Origin of the sequence: Actinomadura sp. NPDC023710 (genome assembly GCF_040639875.1) — a bacterium.
In the GTDB taxonomy this organism is placed as follows: Bacteria; Actinomycetota; Actinomycetes; order Streptosporangiales; family Streptosporangiaceae; genus Spirillospora; species Spirillospora citrea.
On sequence record NZ_JBFAGB010000022.1, the window covers coordinates 93,259 to 113,264 of the forward strand.

The following is a 20,006-nucleotide window of genomic DNA, read 5'->3' on the forward strand; positions in this document are numbered from 1 at the left end:
TTACCACAATCGCCCTAATTGCCTCACAAGCTTCACAAAACACACAGAGTCACGTGCGGGCTACCGGACGGCGCCGCGGCGAGAGGCCAGGGGCCGGACCGCACGACGCGGTCCGGCCCCTCCCCCGACGGCGCCGGGCGGACCCGGCGCCTCCCGTCACGACCCGACGAGTTCCTCCCAGCGGGGCACCCGCGGCCGCGACAGCAGCCGCAGCCCGGCCTCGGCGAGCGTCCGGTCCCCCTTGCGGTTGTTGCACCTGCCGCACGCCAGGACGGTGTTCTCCCAGGTGTCCGCGCCGCCGCGGGACTGCGGGTGGACGTGGTCGATCGTGTTGCCGCGCTTCCCGCAGTAGCAGCAGCGGCCCTCGTCGCGCAGGTACACGCCGCGCTTGCTCCAGGGCGGGCGCCTGCCGTGCCTCCAGCGCATCGCGACGTAGCGGACGAGCCGCAGGACCCGCGGGACCGGGAAGCGGCCGAAGGTGCGGCCCTCCTCCGCCTCCTCGACCACGGCCACCTCGCGCACCAGCATGCGGATGGCGTGCCGCAGATCGACCCTCTGCATGGGTTCGTACGACGCGTTCAGGACGAGCACGTTCACCGGGTCACCTCCCTAGCCCGTGCCGCTCCCCCGCCAGGATTCGAACCTGGATATCCGCATTAACAGTGCGGCGTTCTGCCGTTGAACTACGAGGAAATGCTTCGGCAATTCTCCGCCTTCCGGGCATTTCCCGGAAGGCCTCCATGAGAATGCCCAGCGGCGGGCCGCGGGGGCAACGTGTTTTCCGGTCAGCGACCGGCGGCGGGGAGGGCGGACACGGCGGCCTGGAACTCCAGGGACTCGCGCTCCAGGCGGAAGCCGAGCTCCTCGTTCACGGCGATCATGTGAGCGTTGTCGCCGGAATTGTCCGTTTCGATTTCCCGCACGCCGGGGCACTCCTCCTCCAGCCAGCGCAGCATCGCCGCCTTCACCCAGATGCCGAGCCGCCTGCCGCGGTGCTCGGGCAGCACCGCCGTGTCGTACTGCGCCGCGCGCCCGGCAGACCCGGCCGGCACCACGACCTCGGTGAACCCGGCGATGACGCCTCCGGACAGCGCCGCGACCGTGTAGAGGTCGTCGCCGCGCTTGGCGACGATCTCGGCCATCTCGCGGACGCGGTGCGCGTCCCAGGGCGTCCCCTCGTACTCGGCGAAGTCGGCCATGGCGTGCTTGGCGCGGGCGAGGGCGCCGGCGTGCTCGTCCGGCACCACGCCCCGCCAGCGCACGAGCCGGTACCCGGCGGGCGCCTCGGCCAGCAGCCGCGCCACGCGCTCGGCGGGGACGTCGTCCAGCCGCAGCAGCATGCCGCGCAGGGTCAGCACGCACTCGAAGCCGTGCGACTCCAGGAACGGGACGGCCGGGGTGCCCGCGAGGACCTGCGCGATCACGCTGGAGCGGCCGTCGGCGCGCAGCCCCGCCGCGGCCGCGGCGAGGAGCCGGGCGCCGAGCCCGCGCCGCCGGTGCTCGGGGCGGACCTGGATGTCGACCTCGCCGGGGCGGTCGGCGCCGGGCTCGCCGGGCAGCCGCAGCGCCGCCACCGCGGCCAGGGCGCCGCCCGCCGCCCCCGGTCCGCCGGCGGCCGCCGCCCACAGCCGCTGCCGCGAGCCGGCCTCCGCGCCGAGCAGCAGCCGCGCCGTCCGCTCGGGGTCGGGCGCGGGGTCGCCGTCCGGCTCGGCCGCGTGGACGGCGGCGAGCACCGAGTGCCACCCCCGGATCTGCGCGTCCGTCGGATCATCGAGCGCGATGACGTCCATCCGACTTTTGTACCTGATCCCCGTCCGCCGCGACCGGGACCTGGGACAACCCAAGGTTTCGGACATACGGGAACCCCGTTCAGCGGTCCCGCGAGAACGCCTCCAGGATGCGCTCGGCGGCCAGCGCGGGCGTCAGCGTCCCCTCCGCGACCTCCCGCTCCAGGCCGGGCGCGGCCTCCCGGACGCCGGGATGCCCGCGCAGGTCGGACAGCAGCCGCTCGCGGACCAGCGCCCACGTCCACCCGACCTGCTGGCGGCGCCGCCGGGCCTCCAGCTCGCCGGACTCGCGGAGCCGGTCCTGGTGCTCCACGAGCGCGCCCCACACCTCCTCCAGCCCGGTGCCCTCCTTGGCGCTGCACGTCAGGACCGGGGTGGCGCGGGTGCGCTCGTCGCTGCGCAGCAGACGCAGCGCTCCCGCCAGCTCGCGGGCGGCGCGCTCGGCCTCTCTCCTGTGCTCGCCGTCGGCCTTGTTCACCGCGATGACGTCGGCCAGCTCCAGGACGCCCTTCTTGATCCCCTGGAGCTGGTCGCCGGTGCGGGCGAGGGTGAGGAAAAGGAAGGAGTCGACCATCTCGGCGACGGCGGTCTCGGACTGCCCGACGCCGACCGTCTCCACCAGGACGACGTCGTACCCGGCGGCCTCCATGACCACCATCGCCTCGCGGGTGGCCTTCGCGACGCCGCCGAGCGTCCCGGCGGTGGGCGAGGGGCGGATGAACGCGGACGGATCGGTCGCGAGGCGGTGCATGCGGGTCTTGTCCCCGAGGATGCTGCCGCCCGTCCGGGTGGAGGACGGGTCCACGGCGAGGACCGCGACCTTCTCGCCCTCCCCCGTCAGCCGGGTGCCGAGCGCGTCGATGAACGTGGACTTGCCGACCCCGGGCACGCCGGTGATCCCGACGCGGCGGGCGTTCCCGGCGTGCGGTGTCAGCTCGACCAGCAGGTTCTGCGCCAGCTCCCGGTGGTCCGGGCGGGCCGACTCCACCAGCGTGATCGCCCGCGCGATCCACGCCCGAGACCCGTCTCGCACCCCGGCCGCGTAGTCGTCGAGGCCCGGCGCGCTCACGACGCTCTCCGAGCGCCCGCCGGGCGCCCCGCGGCGCCGCCTTCCCTCGTCACTCCCGCGGCGCTCCTCAGGAGTGCTCGGGCACGGCGTGCCCGAGCGCGGCGGTGAGCTCCTCCAGCAGGCCGATCGCCGCGTCGGCCAGGACGGTGCCGGGCGGGAAGATCGCCGAGGCGCCGGCGGCGCGCAGCTCCTCGAAGTCCCCGGGCGGGATGACGCCGCCGACGACGATCATGATGTCGCCGCGGCCCAGCGCGGCCAGCTCCTCGCGCAGCGCGGGGACCAGCGTCAGGTGGCCGGCGGCGAGCGAGTTGACGCCGACGATGTGCACGTCGGCCTCGACGGCCTGCAGGGCCACCTCGCCGGGGGTCTGGAACAGCGGGCCCACGTCGACGTCGAAGCCGAGGTCGGCGAACCCGGTCGCGATCACCTTCTGGCCGCGGTCGTGGCCGTCCTGCCCCATCTTGGCCACGAGGATGCGGGGGCGGCGGCCCTCGGCCTCCTCGAAGGCGGCGGCCGCGGCCCGCGCCCTCTCGATGCCCGTCACCCGCCCCGCCTCTTCCCGGTACACACCGGAGATCGTACGGATCTGCGCCGCGTGCCGCCCGTAGGCCCGCTCCAGGGCGTCGGAGATCTCGCCGACGGTGGCCTTGGCCCGGGCGGCGTCGATGGCGAGCGCGAGCAGGTTGTGCTCCAGGCCCTGCGGGCGGGTGCCGTCCTCGGCGGCCTCGGCGGTGCGGGTGAGCGCCTCCAGCGCGGCCCGCGTCACGGTCTCGTCGCGCTCCTCGCGCAGCCGGCGCAGCTTGTCGATCTGCTGCGCGCGGACGGAGGCGTTGTCGACCTTGAGGACCTCGATCTCCTGCTCGACGTCGGGCCGGTACTTGTTGACGCCGATGACGGGCTGCCGCCCGGAGTCGATGCGGGCCTGGGTGCGGGCGGCGGCCTCCTCGATGCGCAGCTTGGGCAGCCCCTCGTCGATCGCCTTGGCCATGCCGCCGGCCTGCTCGACCTCGGTGATGTGGCCCCAGGCGCGGCGGGCGAGGTCGTAGGTGAGCCGCTCGACGTAGGCGCTGCCGCCCCAGGGGTCGATGGTGCGGGTCGTCCCGGACTCCTGCTGCAGGACGAGCTGGGTGTTGCGGGCGATACGGGCCGAGAAGTCGGTCGGCAGCGCGAGGGCCTCGTCCAGGGCGTTGGTGTGCAGGGACTGGGTGTGCCCCTGCGTGGCGGCCATGGCCTCGACGCAGGTGCGGGCGACGTTGTTGAACACGTCCTGCGCGGTCAGCGACCAGCCGGACGTCTGCGAGTGCGTCCGCAGCGACAGCGACTTGGGGTTGCGCGGCCCGAACGTCTTCACCAGCCTCGCCCACAGCAGCCGCGCGGCGCGGAGCTTGGCGACCTCCATGAAGAAGTTCATCCCGATCGCCCAGAAGAACGACAGGCGCGGCGCGAACGCGTCGATGTCGAGGCCCGCCTCGCGCCCGGCGCGGATGTACTCGACGCCGTCGGCGAGCGTGTAGGCGAGCTCCAGGTCGGCGGTGGCCCCGGCCTCCTGGATGTGGTAGCCGGAGATCGAGATGGAGTTGTACTTCGGCATCCGCTGCGAGGTGAACGCGAAGATGTCGGAGATGATCCGCATGGACGGCTGCGGCGGGTAGATGTAGGTGTTGCGGACCATGAACTCCTTGAGGATGTCGTTCTGGATGGTCCCCGCGAGCGCCTCCGGCTCCACCCCCTGCTCCTGCGCGGCGGCGATGTACAGCGCGAGGACGGGCAGGACGGCGCCGTTCATGGTCATCGACACGCTCATCCGGTCCAGCGGGATGCCGTCGAAGAGCTGCCGCATGTCGTAGATGGAGTCGATCGCGACCCCGGCCATGCCGACGTCGCCGGCCACGCGCGGGTGGTCGGAGTCGTAGCCGCGGTGCGTGGCCAGGTCGAACGCCACCGACAGGCCCTTCTGCCCGGCCGCGAGGTTGCGCCGGTAGAAGGCGTTGGACTCCTCGGCGGTGGAGAAGCCGGCGTACTGCCGGATCGTCCACGGCTGGGTGGCGTACATCGCCGGATAGGGGCCGCGCAGGAACGGCGCGATGCCCGGATAGGTGCCGAGGAAGTCGAGCCCGGCCAGGTCGTCGCCGGTGTAGAGGGGCTTGACGCCGATGCCCTCCGGGGTGTCCCAGGTCTGGGCCTCCGGGTCGGCGCCGGTGGCGTCGGCGACCGCGGCGCGCCACCGCTTGGCGGCCTCGTCGGCGGAGGGCGCCGTCCCGAGGTCGACCTCGGCGAAGTCGGGGATCATTCGTTCACTCCCAGATCGTGGAGGGTGGTCTCCAGCACCTCGATCGCGTCGCATCCCGCGTGCACGCGGGCGTCGACCCCCTCGTAGGTTCCCTTACCCGCCAGCCAGACCTTCACCGCACCCGCGTCCCGCAGAACCCGCGCGGCCTCCGCGGCGCCCTCCTCGTAGAGGGCGTCGCTGGAGCAGATGCAGGCGACCGCGGCGCCGGACGTCCCGAACTCCTCGGGGGCGCCCGTGATCGTCTCGATCCCGCCTGCCTGGAAGAGGTTGGCGGCGAACGACGCGCGCGCCGTGTGGACGGCGATCGGCCCGAGCGTCGCGAGGAAGACCTTCGGAGGGGCGCCGGTGGCCTCGGCGTGGGCGTCGGAGCGATCGCGCAGGGCCTCGAAGTCCTGCGCGTAGGCGACGGTCGGGAGGCCGCCGCCGGGCTCCGGTGGCGCCGGGTCGCGCTGAGGCGGCGTCTCGGTGAGGTCGGGGAACTCGCTGATGCCGGTGAGCGGCGCCTTGCGGCGGGCGACGTCCTTGCGCCGCCGCTCCCAGGTGGCGGCGAGGCGGCGGGCGACGAGGCCCGAGTCGAGGGCGGCGGCCAGGCCCCCGGCCTTCTCGATCTCGGTGAACCAGGTCCAGGCGGCCTGGGCGAGCCCCTCGGTGAGGCTCTCGGCGTACCAGGAGCCGCCCGCCGGGTCGACGACGCGGGCGAGGCTCGATTCCTCCAGCAGCAGCGTCTGGGTGTTGCGGGCGATGCGCCGGGCGAAGCCGTCGGGCAGGCCGAGGCGGGCGTCGAACGGCTGGACGGTGACCGCGTCCGCGCCGCCGACCCCGGCGGCGAACGTCGCGATGGTGGTGCGCAGCATGTTCACCCACGGGTCGCGCCGCGTCATCATCGCCGACGAGGTGACCGCGTGGACGCGCGCGGCGGTGCCCTCCGCGGCGCCGCTGACCTCCGCCACCCGCGCCCACAGGCGGCGCGCGGCGCGGAGCTTGGCGATCGAGGCGAACTGGTCGGCGTTGACGGCGAGGCGGAACTCGATCTGCCCGAACGCCTCGTCCACGCTCAGCCCGGCGCCGGTCAGGGCGCGCAGGTACGCGACGCCGGCGGCGACGGCGGCGCCCAGTTCCTCGGCGTCTCCGCCGCCCGCGTCGTGGTACGGGGTCCCGTCGGCGACGACCGCGCGCAGCCCGGGGAACTCGCGGACGCAGCGGACGGCGAGCGCGGCGGCCTCGTCCAGCGAACCTGGCGTGCCGGTGCGCGCCGCGAGGCCGAGCGGGTCGGCACCGAGACTGCCGGACGCGACGGCCGCGTTCCCGCGCTCGGCGACCAGGGCCAGGAACGCCTCCGCGGCCTCGCCCGCCGACGCCCCCGCGTCCAGCACCACGGGGGCCAGGTCGAGCAGGACGCCGCGCAGCGCCTCGGGGAGCGCGGCCACGGGCAGGCCGCCCTCGCCGAGCCGCAGCCACACGGAGGTGGCGCCGTTCTCCAGGTCGGCGAGGATCGCCTCGCGGGTGACGGCCGGGTCGGGGTGTGCGTGCCGCTGCCGGACGTCCCATCCGGCGATCCCCTCGCCGTCGGGGCGCACCTCGCGCACGTAGGGGGCCAGCCCGGGACGTCCGGGCGGCGCGTCGTCGCGGGTGTAGAGCGCGGCGATGGGCACTCCGTCGTAGGAGTCCCGGGTCAGCAGACCCTCGATCTCGTCGAGGGGGGTGTCCTCGCCCGCCGCGCCGGACCTGCGCAGCACCCCCTTCACCATCTCCCGCCACCGGTCGCGGTCGGCCGTGGGGAAGGCGGCGGCCAGTTCGAGTTCCTCAGGCGGCACCGTCATGTCCTGGATCGTAGGTGAGCGACCGAATCCGGCTCGAAACCGGGTCCCGCTGACCAGTACGCGGCGCCCGGCGCGGGCCCCCGGCCGGCGGGCGCGGACGGCCGGTTAGCGGGGCGCGGTCCGGGAAGAGGGGTGGTCATGACCCTGGAATCACTCCCCGGCGACCTCTACCACATGCAGGAACTCCTCGACGAGCGGGAGAAGGAGATCCTCGGGAGGGTGCGCGGCTTCCTGGAGGCGAAGATCGCGCCGATCGCCAACGACTGCTGGGGGCGGGCGGAGTTCCCGTTCGACCTGATCCCGCAGTACGGGGAGCTCGGCATCGCCGGCCTGGCCTACGACGAGTGCCCGGGCGACAAGCCGAGCAGCCTGCTCACCGGGTTCCTCGCGATGGACATGGCCCGCGTGGATCCGTCCATGGCGACGTTCTTCGGAGTGCACGCCGGGCTCGCGATGGGCAGCATCGGGCGGTGCGGCTCCCCGGAGCAGCGCGAGCGCTGGCTGCCCGCGATGGGGCGGATGGAGAAGATCGGCGCGTTCGCGCTCACCGAGCCGGAGGGCGGTTCGGACGTCGCCCTGGGCCTGCGCACCACGGCGCGGCGCGACGGCGACCACTGGGTGCTGAACGGCGCCAAGCGCTGGATCGGCAACGCCACCTTCGCCGACCACACCGTCGTGTGGGCCAGGGACGAGGCCGACGACCAGGTGAAGGGGTTCGTGGTCGCGAAGGGCGCACCCGGGTTCACCGCGACCCGGATCGAGAACAAGATCGCGCTGCGGACCGTGCAGAACGCCGACATCCTCCTGGAGGACTGCCGGGTCCCCGAGTCCGACCGGCTGGCCGGGGCGAACGGGTTCCGGGACACCGCCGCGATCCTGCGCCAGACCCGCAGCGGCGTCGCCTGGCAGGCCGTCGGGGTGATGCTCGCCGCCTACGAGATCGCCCGCGACTACGCGGTGGAGCGCGAGCAGTTCGGGCGGCCGATCGCCAAGTTCCAGCTCGTCCAGGACCTTCTGGTCAGGATGCTCGGCAACGCCACCGCCTCCCTCGGCATGGTGGTGCGGCTCGCCCAGCTCCAGGACGAGGGCCTCTACCGCGACGAGCACTCCGCGCTCGCCAAGGCCTACTGCACCAGCCGCATGCGCGAGGCGGTCGGCTGGGCGCGCGAGCTGATGGCGGGCAACGGGATCGTCCTCGACTACGGCATCGGCCGGTTCGTCGCCGACGCCGAGGCCCTCTACTCCTACGAGGGCACCCGGGAGATCAACACGCTGATCGTCGGACGCGCGGCGACCGGTCTGGGGGCGTTCGTCTGATCCGTCCCGCCCGGTGGCGGCTCCCCCGGCCACGGGGCGATCTTCGGGTACCCCCGAAGGCCCCGTGGCTAGGGGCGTTGCTAGAGTTCGGCGTCGTAGACCCCAGCCCCCGAACCTTGCAGAGGGAAGACGAACGCATGTCGACTGGCAGCCACGCCGGGCGTCCCAAGTCCTGGGTCGCCGTGGCCATCATCTTCATCGGTTTCGCCATCGGCGGCGTCGGCATCACCCTGGGCCCCGACTGGGTCGTGTTCGGAGTGGGCGCCGCACTCGTCGCGGTCGGCGGCGTCATCGCACTGGCCGTCGACATCATGACCGACGTCGTGGTCGACGAGCCCCGGGGGTAGCGGTGTTCGGCCGGCCTCCGATCGAGGAGCGGATCGCCGCGCGGCAGCGCGAGCGCGGACCGCTCAAGCCGGGGACCGTCTTCCCGCACGGCCCCGCCAAGATGCTGTTCTTCTTCGGCATCGGCGTGGTCGTCGTCACGCACCTCATCGCACTGTCGATGTACTTCGTGGACCCCGGCCCCTGAGGGCGGCCGGGGGCCCGCGCGCGGCACGCGCCGGCGGCCCGTCTCAGCGGCCGCGATCCGAGCCGTTGGGCGGGCCTTTGCGCTTGTCGCCGAGGTAGAACAGCCCCGCCAGGACGAACACGGCGACGGCGACCAGGATGACGAGCACGCCGATCGGAGTCGAGCCGGGCATCCGATCTCACCTCCCTTTCCTTCCACTGCGTCTCCCCGGACAGTGCCCGCTGAGCGCCGGGTCAAAGAAGGTCAAAGAGATCCCTTTCCACCTATTCCGGACCGTCCGGCAGGTGCGCACGGCGCGGCGGCGACGTAGCGTCGAAGGACCGAGCCCGAGGTGGTGGGATGGCCCTGCGATTCGGAATCGAGGAAGAGTACTTCGTCGTCGATCCCGTCTCCCGGGGGGTCGTCCCCCGTGCCGCCGCCGTGGTGCGCCGGGCGGGCGCGGCACTGGGCGAGCGCGCCTCCACCGAACTCGTCGCCTACCTCGCCGAGGCCAAGACCTCGCCGTGCGACGACCTGGACAAGCTCGGCGAGCAGATCCGCTCGATGCGGGCGGTGATGGCCGCCGCCGCGGCGGCGGAGGGCGTCCGGCTCGCCGCGACCGGGACGCCCGTGCTGGGGGACCTCGTGCCCGCCCCGATCGCCCGCGGCGCCCGCTACGCCGAGAGCCTCGCCGTCTACCGCGGCCTGGACGACGAGCAGAGCATCTGCTCGTGCCATGTCCACGTCGAGATGCCCGACCGCGAGCGCGCCGTCCAGGTCAGCAACCATCTGCGCCCCTGGCTGCCGACGCTGCTGGCCCTGGCGGCGAACTCGCCGTACTGGGCGGGACGCGACACCGGCCACGCCTGCTGGCGGGCGCTGGCCTGGGCGCGGTGGCCGGTGGCGGGGCCTCCGCCCTACTTCGCGTCGGCGGGCCACTACGACGACCTCGTCGGGGCGCTGCTCGAATGCGGTGCCCTGATGGACTCCGGGACGATCTTCTGGGACGTCCGGCCGTCGGCGCGGCTGCCCACGATCGAGGTCCGGCTCGCGGACGTCGCCCCGACGGCCGGCGAGGCCTCGGTGTTCGCCGCACTCGTCCGGGCGCTGGTGCAGGTGTCGTCCGACGCGGTGGACGCCGGCGAGCGGGCGCCCGACCCGCCCTCCGAGATGCTGCGCGCGGCCTACTGGCTGGCGGCGCGGCACGGACCGGCCGGGCGGGGCCTGGACGTGCGCACGGGACGGCCCGCGAGCTTCGGCGAGCAGGCGGGCGACCTGCTGGCGCACGTGCTGCCCGCGCTGCGCGAGACCGGCGACCTCGACGTGGTCGCCCGCGGGGTCCGGCGCCTGGTCGCCGGCGGTACGGGAGCGGAACTGCAGCGCGCCGCCCACCGCGGGCGCGGGCGGCTGACCGACGTCGTCGACGCGGTCCTCCTGCCCGGCTAATGACCCCTCGGTCATGTGGTGGCGGGAGAGCGACACGGCGGCGCCGGACGTGATTGGTCCGGATATTGTCTGTTTTCGGAGGGCGCTTCGCGGGTACCGCTGATTCGGAACATCAGATCGGCTGACCTCGGGGGATGTCCGCATGGCCCTGCTCGTACGGCTTCCCTCCGACGCGTATTCTCGATCGAATGCACGAGACGGCGGCACCGGACGGAGCGACCGAACGATGAGCCTCAGGCCCGGCGGAACGGGCGTGGCACACGAGGAGGCGTTCGTCCACCCCGCGCTCTTCTACCGCGGTGACGAGGAGTACCTCGCGGGCACCGTGCCGTTCATCCGCGCCGGGCTCGACGCGGGCGAGCCGGTGGCCGTGGCGGTGCCCGGCGCCCGCACGGCCCAGCTCGGCGGCGCCCTCGGCGCGGCCGCCGGTCAGGTGACCTGGATCGACATGGCGGAGGCGGGCCGCAATCCCGGGCGCATCATCCCGGGGGTGCTGCGACACTTCGCCGACCGGCACGCCGGAGGCCGGGTGCGGATCATCGGCGAGCCCGTCTGGCCCGGTCGCTCGGCGACCGAGTACCCGGCCTGCGCGCAGCACGAGGCGCTGATCAACCTGGCTTTCGCGGGGCGCGAGGCGACGATCCTGTGCCCCTACGACGTGGCCCGGCTGGACCCGGTGGCGATCGCCGACGCCCGCGCCACCCATCCGGTCGTGATCGACCGGTACGGCCTGCGTCCGAGCGGCGACTACGCGCCGCACCGTGTCATCGGCGACTACAACCTGCCGCTGCCCGAGCCCGCCGAGCCCGCCGAGGCGGTCGCGATGAGCTTCGACATCGACGCGCTCTCCCTCGTCCGCGAGTTCGCCTGCCACTGGGGGACGCGGTTCGGCCTCGGCGCCAGAGCCGTCGGCGACCTCGAACTCGCCGTGAACGAGCTGGCCGCCAACTCCTGCCTGCACGGCGGCGGCACGGGCACCGCGCGGCTCTGGGCGGAGAACGGGCACGTCGTCTGCGAGGTCAGCGATGCCGGGACGATCAGCGACCCGCTCGCCGGGCGCCGCCCCGCGGACATGAGCCCGAACGGCGGCCGCGGCATCCTCATGGTCAACCACATCGCCGACCTGGTCCGCGTCCACACCGGGCCGGAGGGCACCACGATCCGCGTCTACATGGACACCCTGAGCCCCGGTCTCAGCTGAGGGCGCGTCCGAGCCCGGCGAGCGCCTCGGCGAGCAGCGCGTCCCGCCCGGTGGACACCGCGTACTCGGCCAGCGCCGCGGTGAGGTTCAGCGCCAGGGTGCGCGCGGCGGCCTCCTGCTCCCCCGGCACCGGCCCGTACTCCGCGAGGAACGCCTCCCGCGCGGCGCCTTCGAACCCCGCGTAGGCCAGCGACAGGTCCACGGCCGGGGCGCCGAGGCAGACGTCCCCCCAGTCGATCACTCCCGCCGCATGGCCGTCGGCGGTGAGCAGGAGATGCCGGACGTGCAGATCCCCATGGACGATCACCGGTTCCCCGCCCGGCGCGTCCCAGCCCTGGGCCGCCGCCAGGAACTCCTCGACGGCCGGATCCCGTTCCCACACCCCTCCGGCGGCGATCGCGTCCAGGCGGCCGTAGGTGCGCGACGCGCGCCCGGCGGGGTCGGCGCGGCCCATCGGATCGAACGGCAGGCCCTCCCCCGCCTCCCGGGCCAGGGCAGGGTCGTGCAGGGCCCGCAGGAAGGCCCCGGTCTCGGCGGCGAGGACGACCCGGTCCCCGTCCGCCGGCCGCACGTCGGCGAGCTCGCGGCCCGGGATGCGCCGCGCGCCCCAGAACGGCCACGGGAAGTCGTCCGACGGCGCCCCGGCGAAGCGCGGCACGGGCACCGGCAGCGGCAGCCGTGGCGCCAGGACGGGCAGCACCGCGATCTCGCGCTCGACCCCCGGGATCGCCATCTGCCGGCGCGGGAACCGGAACACCCAGTCCCCGCCGACGAGGAAAACGGTGTTGTCCCAGCCGCTGGCGAGGCGCTCCACCGGGGCGCCGCGCAGTTCAGGGAACCTCCGCGCGATCAGCGTGCCCGCCAGTTCGGGCGTCACCTCGCGCTCGGGGGCCCATTCCGGACTCGTCACGCGGAGAAACGCTACCCCTGCCCGCCAGCCAGACGGCGGCGACGACGAGGCCGCACCCCGCGAGCTGCGCCGGGCCGGGCCGTTCGCCGAGGATCACCGCGCCGAGGGCTACCGCCAGGACCGGCTGAAGCAGCAGGAGGGTGCCGGCGACGTCGGCGGCCAGCCGGGGCAATGCCGCACCGATCAGCACCCAGCCGCACACCTGCCCCGTCATGGCCAGTGCGGCGAGCCAGCCGAGGGCGGACCATCCCGGCGCGAGGTCGAAGCCCTGCCACGAGCCGCCGATCGCGAGAGAGGCCGCCCCCGCGCCCAGCGTCGACAGCAGGACGGGCTGCGCCCGGTGCTCCTGGCCTCGCCCGGCGAGGCGGGTGAGGAAGAGGTAGCCGCCGTAGGTAAGCCCGGCGCCCACGCCGAACAGCGACCCGAGCACCGGGTCCGTCCCGCCCGTGCCGTGCCCCGCGAGCCCGCCGGCCAGCGCGACACCGACCAGCAGCGCCGGCACGGCCGGCGCGAAGGCCCGTGAGGGCCGCTCCCCGAACACCGCGAACGCCAGCAGCGGGACCACGACGACCTGGACGTTCACCAGGACCGTCGCGATTCCCGCCCCGACGCCGTCGATCGACGCGCCCCACAGCACGAGGTCGCCGCCGAGCAGCAGCCCCGCGAGAACGTCGATCCCGGCGCGACGGCGCGGCCCCGCCCGGCGCCTCTCCCAGCGGGCCAGGGGCACCAGCACGGGCAACGCGAGCGCGCACCGGAAGAACGCCGCCGTCCCGGACGAGACGCCGGACTGCCGGAACAGGATCGCCGACACCGAGATGAAGGCGGCGCCGGCGATCACGAGCAGCCGCGGGTCGATCCGTTGCATGCGCACCACGCTGCCGTCAAGTGACCCTTTAGCACAAGCGAATGATCGTAAGCAAAAGACGGTAGCATCACTACTGTGACGATGAACGTGGAACGTCTGCGCGCCCTGCACGCGGTGGCCGTGCACGGCTCGATCGCGGCCGCCGCCGAGGCCATGCACGTGACGCCCTCGGGGGTGTCGCAGCAGCTCGCCAAGCTCGAACGCGAGACCGGCCACGACCTGCTCGAACCGCGGGGCCGAGGCGTCCGGCTCACTCGGGCCGGGCACGTCCTGGCCGGGCACGCCGAGCAGGTGATGGCCCAGCTGACAGCCGCCGCGGCCGAACTCGACGGGCTCCGCGAGGCCGCCGTCGGGCCGCTGCGGCTCGGGGCGTTCGTGACGGCGGCGCGCGCGGTGCTGCCCACGGCGCTCAAAGCGCTGCGCGAGCGGCATCCCGGCCTCACCCCGACCCTGCGGGAGGCGGACGCCGACCAGATCCTGCCCGCGCTCACGCGCGGCGACATCGACGTCGCCGTCGTCGAGAGCTGGGACACCCTGGTCACACCGTTCCCCGGGTCTGTGTCCAACGTCCTGCTGTCGTCCGACGTCATCGACCTGGCGCTGCCGGCCGGGCACCCGCTGGCCCGGCGCCGCGCGGTCGCCCTGGACGAGCTGCGCGGGATGCGCTGGGCCTCGTGGACGGCGGGCGGCACCTGCGAGCGGCAGCTCGTGCAGACGCTGCGCGAGCACAACGTGGAGCCCGACTTCGCCTGCAACGTCGCCGACTACCCGACCCAGCTGGCCTTCGTGGCCGCCGACCTCGCCGCCGCGCTCATCCCCCGGCTCGGCCGCGACCCGGTCCCGCACGGGGTCCGCATCGTCGCGACCAGGCCCGCCGTCCGCCGCAAGATCTACGCGGCGTGGCGGGCCGGGTCGGACCGGCCGGCGGTCCGGGCGTGCGTGGAGGCGCTGCGGGCGGTCGCCGAGCGCCTGCCGGACGGGCGGCCCGCATCATGAGCGGACGCGCCGCCGGACGCGGCCGCGAGGCTTGAACACCGACAGGGCGGTGGCGGTGAGCAGCATGACCAGCTGGCAGGAGACCACCGCCACCTGCTCCCACCGCCGCCCGGACGGAACCGCCCCGCCCGCGGTCGCGTCCGCCATCGCCTCGGGCGTGAACAGCAGCATCCCGGCGAGGATCACCGCGATCAGCAGCACCAGCTTGGCGAGCACCCAGTAGTGCCGCGCCAGGCCCCACGAGCTGCCGGTGGCGAGCGCGATGCCGCTGGCCAGGGCGGTGAGGCTGAGCGGGATGCCTCCCCCGAACACCAGCACGCCCATGAGGCGGTAGGCGGAGTGCGCGAGCGTCGCGTCCTCGGTCAGCGTGGCGGTGAGGTTGAGCAGCACGAGGCCCCACACCTCCCCCAGCAGCGCGACGGAGGCGACGACGTGCACGACGGTGATGGTCTTGCGGACGGGCGGTCCCGGCCGCCACCGCTGCCCGGCGGCCGCCGGCCGCCTCTGGACGGTCGACATCTCAGCGCTCCGGTTCTCTCGACGACGGCCCGATCGTGCAACGGCGGCACCGGGGGCGTCGTCGGCCGCCCGGAGGCTTCCCGCCTGCCCCGCTCGGGGCATTCGCCGACCGGGCGCCTGCTCCCCGCGCGGTAGTCCGCCCTCCGCGCGCCGGCAGGCCGAGACTTGACCCGGCGATCAGGTGTGAAGGCGAATCGGCGGGAATGATGCCCTGCACCCGGTCTTCCGATCGCTTATGGGGACACGATGCGTCTACTTGCTCGCGCTCACCAGATGCCCGTCCGGCTGGCCGTCGGCGCCTTCGTCCTGAACTCGGGCCTGTCGAAGCTCCAGGGACTGGACGAGGCGGCCGATCAGACCCACGGGACGGCGAAGGCCGCCTACCCGTTCCTGGAGGCGCAGGATCCGCGGGAGTTCACCCGCACGCTCGCCAGGGCGGAGGTCGCCCTCGGCACGGTGCTGGTGGTCCCGCTGGTGCCCTCCCTCGTCGCGGGCGCGGCGCTCACCGCGTTCTCGGCCGGGTTGACCGGCCTGTACCTTCGGCTGCCCGGGGTGCGGCAGGAGGGCGGGCTGCGCCCCACCCCGCAGGGCATCCCGCTCGCGAAGGACACCTGGCTGGTCGGGATCGGCGTCTCGCTCATCCTGGAGGAGCTGGCCCGAGCGCGGGCCGAGCGCCGCGGCCGAGCGTGACCGCGCTTGACGCGGGGCCGCGCCCCCGGTGAGGATCGGCGCGTCCCCGAGGAGGTCGCGCCATGACGTCCGAGCCCCGTCCGTCCCCCCTCGTCCGCGTGGCGGACGACGCCGACGCCGCACCGATCGCGACCCTCCTCGGGCGCGCGTTCGACGACGACCCCGTCTGGCGCTGGCTGCTACCGGACGACGCCTCCCGCGTGCGGCGGATGACCGCGCTGTTCGGCATCCTGCTGCGGCGGGTCCACCTCCCCCACGGGTCCACCGAGACCACCGGGCGCGGGGACGGGGCCGAGGCCGCCGCGCTGTGGGACCCGCCCGGACTGTGGAGCGTGCCCCTGCGGTTGCAGGCGGCGCACGCCATGCCGCTGCTGCGCATCCTGGGGGCCAGGACGCCCGCCACCCTCCGCGCGCTCAGCGCGATCGAGAAGCACCATCCGCGCGAGCCGCACTGGTACCTGGCCGTGCTCGGCACCGACCCCCCGGCGCAGGGCAACGGTCTGGGCGCGGCCCTGCTGCGGTCGCGGCTCGATCGCTGCGATGCCGAGGGCCTGCCCGCCTACCTGGAATCGTCCAAGGAACAGAACGTGCCCTACTACGAGAGGTTCGGCTTCAGGGTGACGCGCGAACTCCGGCTGCCGGGCAGGGGGTGCCCGCCGGTCTGGCTCATGTGGCGCGACGCCGAACGGTGACCACGGTGGGCTCTCCACCGCGAATCGACGTCTTCGGTTAAGTGCTTGTCATGGCCGGAAAAGGCCAGTCGCACGCCGGTGCCCGGGCGCGGATGCGTCCGCACCTTGACCGCCCGCCGCAGAACCGGGCGGGGGTGCGTCAAACCCGGCTGGCCCCATGCGGCCATGCGCCCGGCGGGTTTCGGACGGTCCACCGGACGCGGCCGCCCCTGGGCCGCCGCGGCGGCCTACCGTCGTAAGCGAGCCATTGCACCGATCCCCTCTGGTGAAGGCGACAGGTGAAGCACCATGCCCATGCCCGGCACGAGGGCGCCGGAGACCACCCCTCTCGCCCTGCACCGGCCGGGTCCGGCGCGCGTCCAGGACTACCTCCTCGGCGGTAAGGACAACTACGCGTCCGACCGCGACCTCGCCCAGCGGATCCTGGGGATCCTGCCGCAGGCCGCGGGCGCCGCCCGCGCCGCCCGCCGCTTCCTCGCCGTCTCCGTCGCACTGCTCGCCGGACGCGGGGTGCGGCAGTTCCTCGACCTCGGCTGCGGCCTGCCGAGGACCGACAACCTGCACCAGATGGCCGCGGGCCGCGCGGGCGGCGCCCGCGTCGTTTACGTCGACCACGACCCGCTCGTCATCGCGCACGCCCGCGCGCTGCTCATCGACGGCGGCAACATCGCGGCGCTGCGGGCCGACATCCGCGACCCGGCCGCCGTCATGGAAAGCCCCGAGGTGCGGCGGCTGATCGACCCGGCCGAACCGGTCGCGCTGGTGTTCTCCTGCGTCCTGCACTTCGTGCCCGGCGCCGGGGACCTCGTCGACCGCCTCGCGGCGGTCACGGCGCCCGGCAGCGCGCTGGTCGTCTCGCACGCCACCGCCGACTTCGCCCCCGGCGCCGTCACCGAAGCCGCGCGGCTCTACGGCGAGGCGACCTCGGTCGCGGTGCATCCGCGCGGCGGCGCCGAGATCGCACGGCTCCTCGGGCCGTTCCGTCCGCTGCCGCCCGGGGTGGCGCCGCTCATCGCCGAGGGGCCGCCCGGCCCCCGCGACGAGCCGGTCATGTACGGCGCCGTCGGCGTCCGCTGACGCCGATGTGGGGTTGATCACATTTTTCCGGTACGTCCGGCCCGGCGGCCTCCTCCGGTTCGCCGTGCCCGCCCTGCTCCTGCCGCTCATCCGGTGTCCGCGCCCCGTGACGCTGCGTCAGGCGACGGGTGCCGCGATTAAGAGAAATCTCATTTGCCCGTTAGAAACGGTAACGGTTCGGCCCCTATGGTGACCCGGATGCCGACGAACACCCTGACTCCGCCTGACACGACGATCGGCGCTCCCCCGGCGAAGGCACCGCGCATGGGCTGGCTGGACGCGCTCCGCGGCCTCGCCGCCTTGGTGGTGGTGTTCGAGCACTCCCTGGACGTGCTGCTGCCCGAGGTCCGCCGGGCGACCGGCCCGTGGTTCGACTTCGGCCGGTACGGGGTCTTCGTGTTCTTCCTCGTCAGCGGCTACGTGGTGCCGTTCTCCCTGGAGCGGCGCGGCAGCGTCCGGCAGTTCTGGGCCGGGCGGTTCTTCCGGCTGTATCCGGCGTGGGGCGTGTCGGTGGTGCTGGCGCTGCTACTCGGCGCGGCCGGCCTCTCCTACGGGCTGCCCGCGGCGATAGGGGACCGGCCCTGGACGTCCGCGCTGGCGCACCTGACGATGCTGCAGGACCTGCTGGGCGTCCCGAACGTCGTCAACGTCTTCTGGACGCTGTCCTACGAGATGGTCTTCTACCTGCTCGTGACGGCGATGTTCGTCGCCGGCGTGCACCGCGCCAGCGCCCGCGTCGCCCTCGGCTTCGGCGTGGGCGCGGCCATCCTCGGGGTCGCGCTGCCGTCCGGGCTGCTGGCCTCCCGGTGGCCGGGCGGGACGATCTTCGCCGCCGCGCTGCTGCTCGCCGGCGGCCTGGCCGCCATGGTGAGCCGGCGCCGCGGGCTGCGGCGGGCGGGCGTCGGGGTGGTGGCCGCGCTGGCCCTCATCCTGCTCGTGCTGAACAGCCGCATCGGCGCCATCGAGAGCCTGTGCATCATCGCCACCATGTTCGCCGGGACCGCGATCCGCGGCATCCAGGACGGGCGGCTCCGGCCCGGACCCGCCGCGGCGATGGTGGCGATCGTCCCCGCCCTGACGGTGGCGGCGGGGATGCGCACCCCGACCAGCTGGGCCCTGCACGCCAACCCGAACCCCCTCGGGCCGGACTGGTCCATCGCCGTGGGCGCCGCGTGGCTGACGTTCCTGGCCGGCCTCGCCCTGCGGCACCGCTCCATGCCGCGCGTCCTCGTGTGGCTGGGCCTGGTCAGCTACTCGGTCTACCTGCTGCACCCGCTGGTCATCCAGGCGATCTGGCACGCCGCCGGACAGGACACCTGGGGGCTGTCGGCGCCGGTCCGGGCCGCCTGGGGCGTGGTGCTGCTGGCGACCGTCCTCACCTCGGCCGCACTGGTGCACCGGTATGTCGAACTGCCGGCGCAGAAGCTCGGCCGCCGCGTGACGGCGCGGCGGCGCTCCCCCGCGACCCCCTCCGCCTCCGCCGCCGCCTCCACCTCCGCCGCCGCCTCCACACCGCAGCCCGCCCATCCCTGACCGTGTCGGCGGGTGATGACAGCGTTCGCTTTCTTGCCTAGGGTGATTCGCCCGAGCCCACCCCGCCGATCGGACAACGGATGACAGAAGGGCCGATGCCCGCCGAGCTGCCCGACGTGCTGCGGCAGCACCTCCAGGCCGCCGTGGACGAGATGGAGCGGGAGATCCGCGACCAGGTCCCCGAGTACGCGGGCGCCGACGGGGGCGAGTACGCCCGGAAGGTGGAGAAGACGGTCAGCGACACCGTCGCCTTCTTCGTGGACTCCGTCGACCATCCGACTGCGGACGCGCGCAAGATCACCGAGCTGTACCTGCGGCTCGGCGAGGAGGAGGCGCGGCACGGCCGGAGCCTGGCCGCGCTGCAGAACGCGATGCGCGTGAGCAGCCAGGTCGCCTGCCGCAGGTTCATCAAGGACGCCTACCGGCTCGGCTGGTCGCGCGAGACGCTGGGCCGGCTCACGGACTCGCTGTTCATGCTGCTGGCGCGGGCCGCCGACGCCGCCGCGCAGGGCTACGCCCGCGAGCAGGGCCAGCTGGCGACCGAGCGGGAGCGCCGCCGCGACCGGCTCCGCGACCTGCTGGTCGCCGAGCCCCCGCCCGGGCACGAGGCGATCGCCGAGCTGGCGGTCGCGGCCCGCTGGGAGCTGCCGAAGAGCATCGCGCTGGTGGCGCTGCCCGCGGGGGCGCCCGCCGGAGCCCGGATCCTGCCGCCCGCCGTGCTGGCGGACTGGGAGGCGCCGATCCCCTTCCTCGTGGTGCCCGACCCGGAGGGCCCCGGCCAGGACCGGCTGTGGCCGGCGCTGCGCAGGCTCGGCACCTCGGCGCTCGGCCCGACCGTCCCGGTCGGGCAGGGCGCGGTGTCGCTGCGCTGGGCGCGGCACGCCCTGACCCTGGCGGAGCGGGGGCTGCTGCCGGACGAGGAGCCCGTCCGGTGCGTGGACCACATCGCGTCCCTGGCCACGCTCGCGGCGGACGAACTGGTCGACGCGACCGCCGAGGCCGCCCTCGGGCCGCTGCTGGAGCTGCCGCCGGGGCGCCGGCAGCCGCTCGCCGAGACGTTGCTGACCTACCTGCAGTGCGGTGACAACGCGGTGATCGCCGCGGAGCGGCTGCACATCCACGAGCAGACCGTCAGGTACCGGCTGCGCCGCATCACCGAGCTGACCGGCGGCCGGTTCACCGAGCCGGACGGCCGGCTCGACCTCATGCTGATGCTGAGCTGGCTGGTGCGGACGGGCCGTGCCGACCGGCCGGGCCGCGCCGAACGGACAGCGTAGCCG

General features: G+C 74.3%; 20 protein-coding genes and 1 tRNA gene. 11 read left to right on the forward strand and 10 right to left on the reverse strand.

What is annotated here, in order from left to right:
• Positions 1 to 156 precede the first annotated feature (156 nt).
• The 6 genes from AB0H37_RS25110 to AB0H37_RS25135 form a co-directional block, all read right to left on the reverse strand.
• A complete protein-coding gene (locus tag AB0H37_RS25110; RefSeq protein ID WP_360615585.1) occupies positions 157 to 597 on the reverse strand; it encodes an HNH endonuclease in 441 nt (146 codons plus the stop codon).
• 25 nt (positions 598 to 622) lie between these two features.
• A tRNA-Asn gene (locus tag AB0H37_RS25115) sits at positions 623 to 693 on the reverse strand.
• Positions 694 to 785: 92 nt separating this feature from the next.
• Positions 786 to 1,790, reverse strand: a complete 1,005-nt coding sequence (locus tag AB0H37_RS25120) for a GNAT family N-acetyltransferase (protein WP_360615587.1) — start codon at positions 1,788 to 1,790, stop codon at positions 786 to 788.
• 79 nt (positions 1,791 to 1,869) lie between these two features.
• Complete coding sequence (meaB, locus tag AB0H37_RS25125) at positions 1,870 to 2,856, reverse strand: methylmalonyl Co-A mutase-associated GTPase MeaB (RefSeq protein WP_360615589.1); 987 nt, start codon at positions 2,854 to 2,856, stop codon at positions 1,870 to 1,872.
• Between the two features lie 67 nt (positions 2,857 to 2,923).
• Positions 2,924 to 5,146, reverse strand: a complete 2,223-nt coding sequence (gene scpA / locus AB0H37_RS25130; protein WP_360615592.1) for a methylmalonyl-CoA mutase — start codon at positions 5,144 to 5,146, stop codon at positions 2,924 to 2,926.
• Positions 5,143 to 6,966 (reverse strand): methylmalonyl-CoA mutase subunit beta, encoded by a 1,824-nt coding sequence (locus AB0H37_RS25135; RefSeq protein WP_360615593.1) that lies wholly within the window; start codon positions 6,964 to 6,966, stop codon positions 5,143 to 5,145. The genes scpA and AB0H37_RS25135 overlap by 4 nt, the downstream gene beginning before the upstream one ends.
• 138 nt (positions 6,967 to 7,104) lie before the next feature.
• Here AB0H37_RS25135 and AB0H37_RS25140 point away from each other — a divergent pair, with 138 nt between their 5' ends.
• The 3 genes from AB0H37_RS25140 (at position 7,105) to AB0H37_RS25150 (ending at position 8,815) form a co-directional block, all read left to right on the forward strand.
• A complete protein-coding gene (locus tag AB0H37_RS25140) occupies positions 7,105 to 8,283 on the forward strand; it encodes an acyl-CoA dehydrogenase family protein (RefSeq protein ID WP_179834618.1) in 1,179 nt (392 codons plus the stop codon).
• Positions 8,284 to 8,420: 137 nt separating this feature from the next.
• Positions 8,421 to 8,630 (forward strand): HGxxPAAW family protein, encoded by a 210-nt coding sequence (locus AB0H37_RS25145; protein WP_360615596.1) that lies wholly within the window; start codon positions 8,421 to 8,423, stop codon positions 8,628 to 8,630.
• A gap of 2 nt (positions 8,631 to 8,632) precedes the next feature.
• Complete coding sequence (locus AB0H37_RS25150; protein WP_021600299.1) at positions 8,633 to 8,815, forward strand: hypothetical protein; 183 nt, start codon at positions 8,633 to 8,635, stop codon at positions 8,813 to 8,815.
• A gap of 43 nt (positions 8,816 to 8,858) precedes the next feature.
• Here the strand turns inward: AB0H37_RS25150 and AB0H37_RS25155 are convergent, their stop codons facing one another.
• Positions 8,859 to 8,987, reverse strand: a complete 129-nt coding sequence (locus AB0H37_RS25155; RefSeq protein ID WP_268247850.1) for a hypothetical protein — start codon at positions 8,985 to 8,987, stop codon at positions 8,859 to 8,861.
• Between the two features lie 167 nt (positions 8,988 to 9,154).
• Here AB0H37_RS25155 and AB0H37_RS25160 point away from each other — a divergent pair, with 167 nt between their 5' ends.
• Positions 9,155 to 10,240, forward strand: coding sequence for a glutamate--cysteine ligase (locus AB0H37_RS25160; RefSeq protein ID WP_360615598.1), 1,086 nt, complete (start codon positions 9,155 to 9,157; stop codon positions 10,238 to 10,240).
• 226 nt (positions 10,241 to 10,466) lie between these two features.
• Positions 10,467 to 11,441: a sensor histidine kinase gene (locus tag AB0H37_RS25165; RefSeq protein WP_329091368.1), complete on the forward strand. Its 975-nt coding sequence runs from the start codon at positions 10,467 to 10,469 to the stop codon at positions 11,439 to 11,441.
• On the opposite strand, the gene AB0H37_RS25170 is transcribed toward AB0H37_RS25165, so the two are convergent.
• On the reverse strand, positions 11,434 to 12,351 hold the full coding sequence (locus AB0H37_RS25170) for a phosphotransferase (RefSeq protein ID WP_360615601.1): 918 nt from the start codon (positions 12,349 to 12,351) through the stop codon (positions 11,434 to 11,436). The genes AB0H37_RS25165 and AB0H37_RS25170 overlap by 8 nt on opposite strands.
• Positions 12,272 to 13,219, reverse strand: coding sequence for a DMT family transporter (locus AB0H37_RS25175; RefSeq protein WP_360615602.1), 948 nt, complete (start codon positions 13,217 to 13,219; stop codon positions 12,272 to 12,274). The genes AB0H37_RS25170 and AB0H37_RS25175 overlap by 80 nt, the downstream gene beginning before the upstream one ends.
• Before the next feature lie 81 nt (positions 13,220 to 13,300).
• On the opposite strand from AB0H37_RS25175, the gene AB0H37_RS25180 reads away from it, so the two are divergent.
• A complete protein-coding gene (locus AB0H37_RS25180) occupies positions 13,301 to 14,215 on the forward strand; it encodes a LysR family transcriptional regulator (protein ID WP_360615651.1) in 915 nt (304 codons plus the stop codon).
• On the opposite strand, the gene AB0H37_RS25185 is transcribed toward AB0H37_RS25180, so the two are convergent.
• The gene (locus AB0H37_RS25185; RefSeq protein ID WP_360615604.1) at positions 14,210 to 14,734 is read right to left on the reverse strand and encodes a hypothetical protein; all 525 of its coding nucleotides are present in this window, start codon (positions 14,732 to 14,734) and stop codon (positions 14,210 to 14,212) included. The genes AB0H37_RS25180 and AB0H37_RS25185 overlap by 6 nt on opposite strands.
• A 246-nt stretch (positions 14,735 to 14,980) precedes the next feature.
• Here AB0H37_RS25185 and AB0H37_RS25190 point away from each other — a divergent pair, with 246 nt between their 5' ends.
• The 5 genes from AB0H37_RS25190 (at position 14,981) to AB0H37_RS25210 (ending at position 20,003) form a co-directional block, all read left to right on the forward strand.
• The gene (locus AB0H37_RS25190; protein WP_360615606.1) at positions 14,981 to 15,424 is read left to right on the forward strand and encodes a hypothetical protein; all 444 of its coding nucleotides are present in this window, start codon (positions 14,981 to 14,983) and stop codon (positions 15,422 to 15,424) included.
• 62 nt (positions 15,425 to 15,486) lie between these two features.
• Positions 15,487 to 16,116, forward strand: a complete 630-nt coding sequence (locus AB0H37_RS25195; RefSeq protein ID WP_329091377.1) for a GNAT family N-acetyltransferase — start codon at positions 15,487 to 15,489, stop codon at positions 16,114 to 16,116.
• 288 nt (positions 16,117 to 16,404) lie between these two features.
• Positions 16,405 to 17,193: an SAM-dependent methyltransferase gene (locus AB0H37_RS25200; protein ID WP_329091380.1), complete on the forward strand. Its 789-nt coding sequence runs from the start codon at positions 16,405 to 16,407 to the stop codon at positions 17,191 to 17,193.
• Between the two features lie 198 nt (positions 17,194 to 17,391).
• Positions 17,392 to 18,726 (forward strand): acyltransferase, encoded by a 1,335-nt coding sequence (locus AB0H37_RS25205; protein ID WP_360615609.1) that lies wholly within the window; start codon positions 17,392 to 17,394, stop codon positions 18,724 to 18,726.
• 95 nt (positions 18,727 to 18,821) lie between these two features.
• The gene (locus AB0H37_RS25210; protein ID WP_329091385.1) at positions 18,822 to 20,003 is read left to right on the forward strand and encodes a helix-turn-helix domain-containing protein; all 1,182 of its coding nucleotides are present in this window, start codon (positions 18,822 to 18,824) and stop codon (positions 20,001 to 20,003) included.
• The last annotated feature ends 3 nt before the right edge of the window (positions 20,004 to 20,006 follow it).

Coding starts and splice junctions, on each gene's coding strand:
- AB0H37_RS25145 (WP_360615596.1), top strand. CDS start 8,421: ATGTCGACTGGCAGCCACGCCGGGCGTCCCAAGTCCTGGGTCGCCGTG.
- AB0H37_RS25175 (WP_360615602.1), bottom strand. CDS start 13,219: ATGCAACGGATCGACCCGCGGCTGCTCGTGATCGCCGGCGCCGCCTTC.
- AB0H37_RS25120 (WP_360615587.1), bottom strand. CDS start 1,790: ATGGACGTCATCGCGCTCGATGATCCGACGGACGCGCAGATCCGGGGG.
- AB0H37_RS25195 (WP_329091377.1), top strand. CDS start 15,487: ATGACGTCCGAGCCCCGTCCGTCCCCCCTCGTCCGCGTGGCGGACGAC.
- AB0H37_RS25140 (WP_179834618.1), top strand. CDS start 7,105: ATGACCCTGGAATCACTCCCCGGCGACCTCTACCACATGCAGGAACTC.
- AB0H37_RS25200 (WP_329091380.1), top strand. CDS start 16,405: ATGCCCATGCCCGGCACGAGGGCGCCGGAGACCACCCCTCTCGCCCTG.
- AB0H37_RS25160 (WP_360615598.1), top strand. CDS start 9,155: ATGGCCCTGCGATTCGGAATCGAGGAAGAGTACTTCGTCGTCGATCCC.
- AB0H37_RS25210 (WP_329091385.1), top strand. CDS start 18,822: ATGCCCGCCGAGCTGCCCGACGTGCTGCGGCAGCACCTCCAGGCCGCC.
- AB0H37_RS25165 (WP_329091368.1), top strand. CDS start 10,467: ATGAGCCTCAGGCCCGGCGGAACGGGCGTGGCACACGAGGAGGCGTTC.
- AB0H37_RS25185 (WP_360615604.1), bottom strand. CDS start 14,734: ATGTCGACCGTCCAGAGGCGGCCGGCGGCCGCCGGGCAGCGGTGGCGG.
- AB0H37_RS25190 (WP_360615606.1), top strand. CDS start 14,981: ATGCGTCTACTTGCTCGCGCTCACCAGATGCCCGTCCGGCTGGCCGTC.
- AB0H37_RS25205 (WP_360615609.1), top strand. CDS start 17,392: ATGCCGACGAACACCCTGACTCCGCCTGACACGACGATCGGCGCTCCC.
- scpA (WP_360615592.1), bottom strand. CDS start 5,146: ATGATCCCCGACTTCGCCGAGGTCGACCTCGGGACGGCGCCCTCCGCC.
- AB0H37_RS25155 (WP_268247850.1), bottom strand. CDS start 8,987: ATGCCCGGCTCGACTCCGATCGGCGTGCTCGTCATCCTGGTCGCCGTC.
- AB0H37_RS25180 (WP_360615651.1), top strand. CDS start 13,301: ATGAACGTGGAACGTCTGCGCGCCCTGCACGCGGTGGCCGTGCACGGC.
- AB0H37_RS25135 (WP_360615593.1), bottom strand. CDS start 6,966: ATGACGGTGCCGCCTGAGGAACTCGAACTGGCCGCCGCCTTCCCCACG.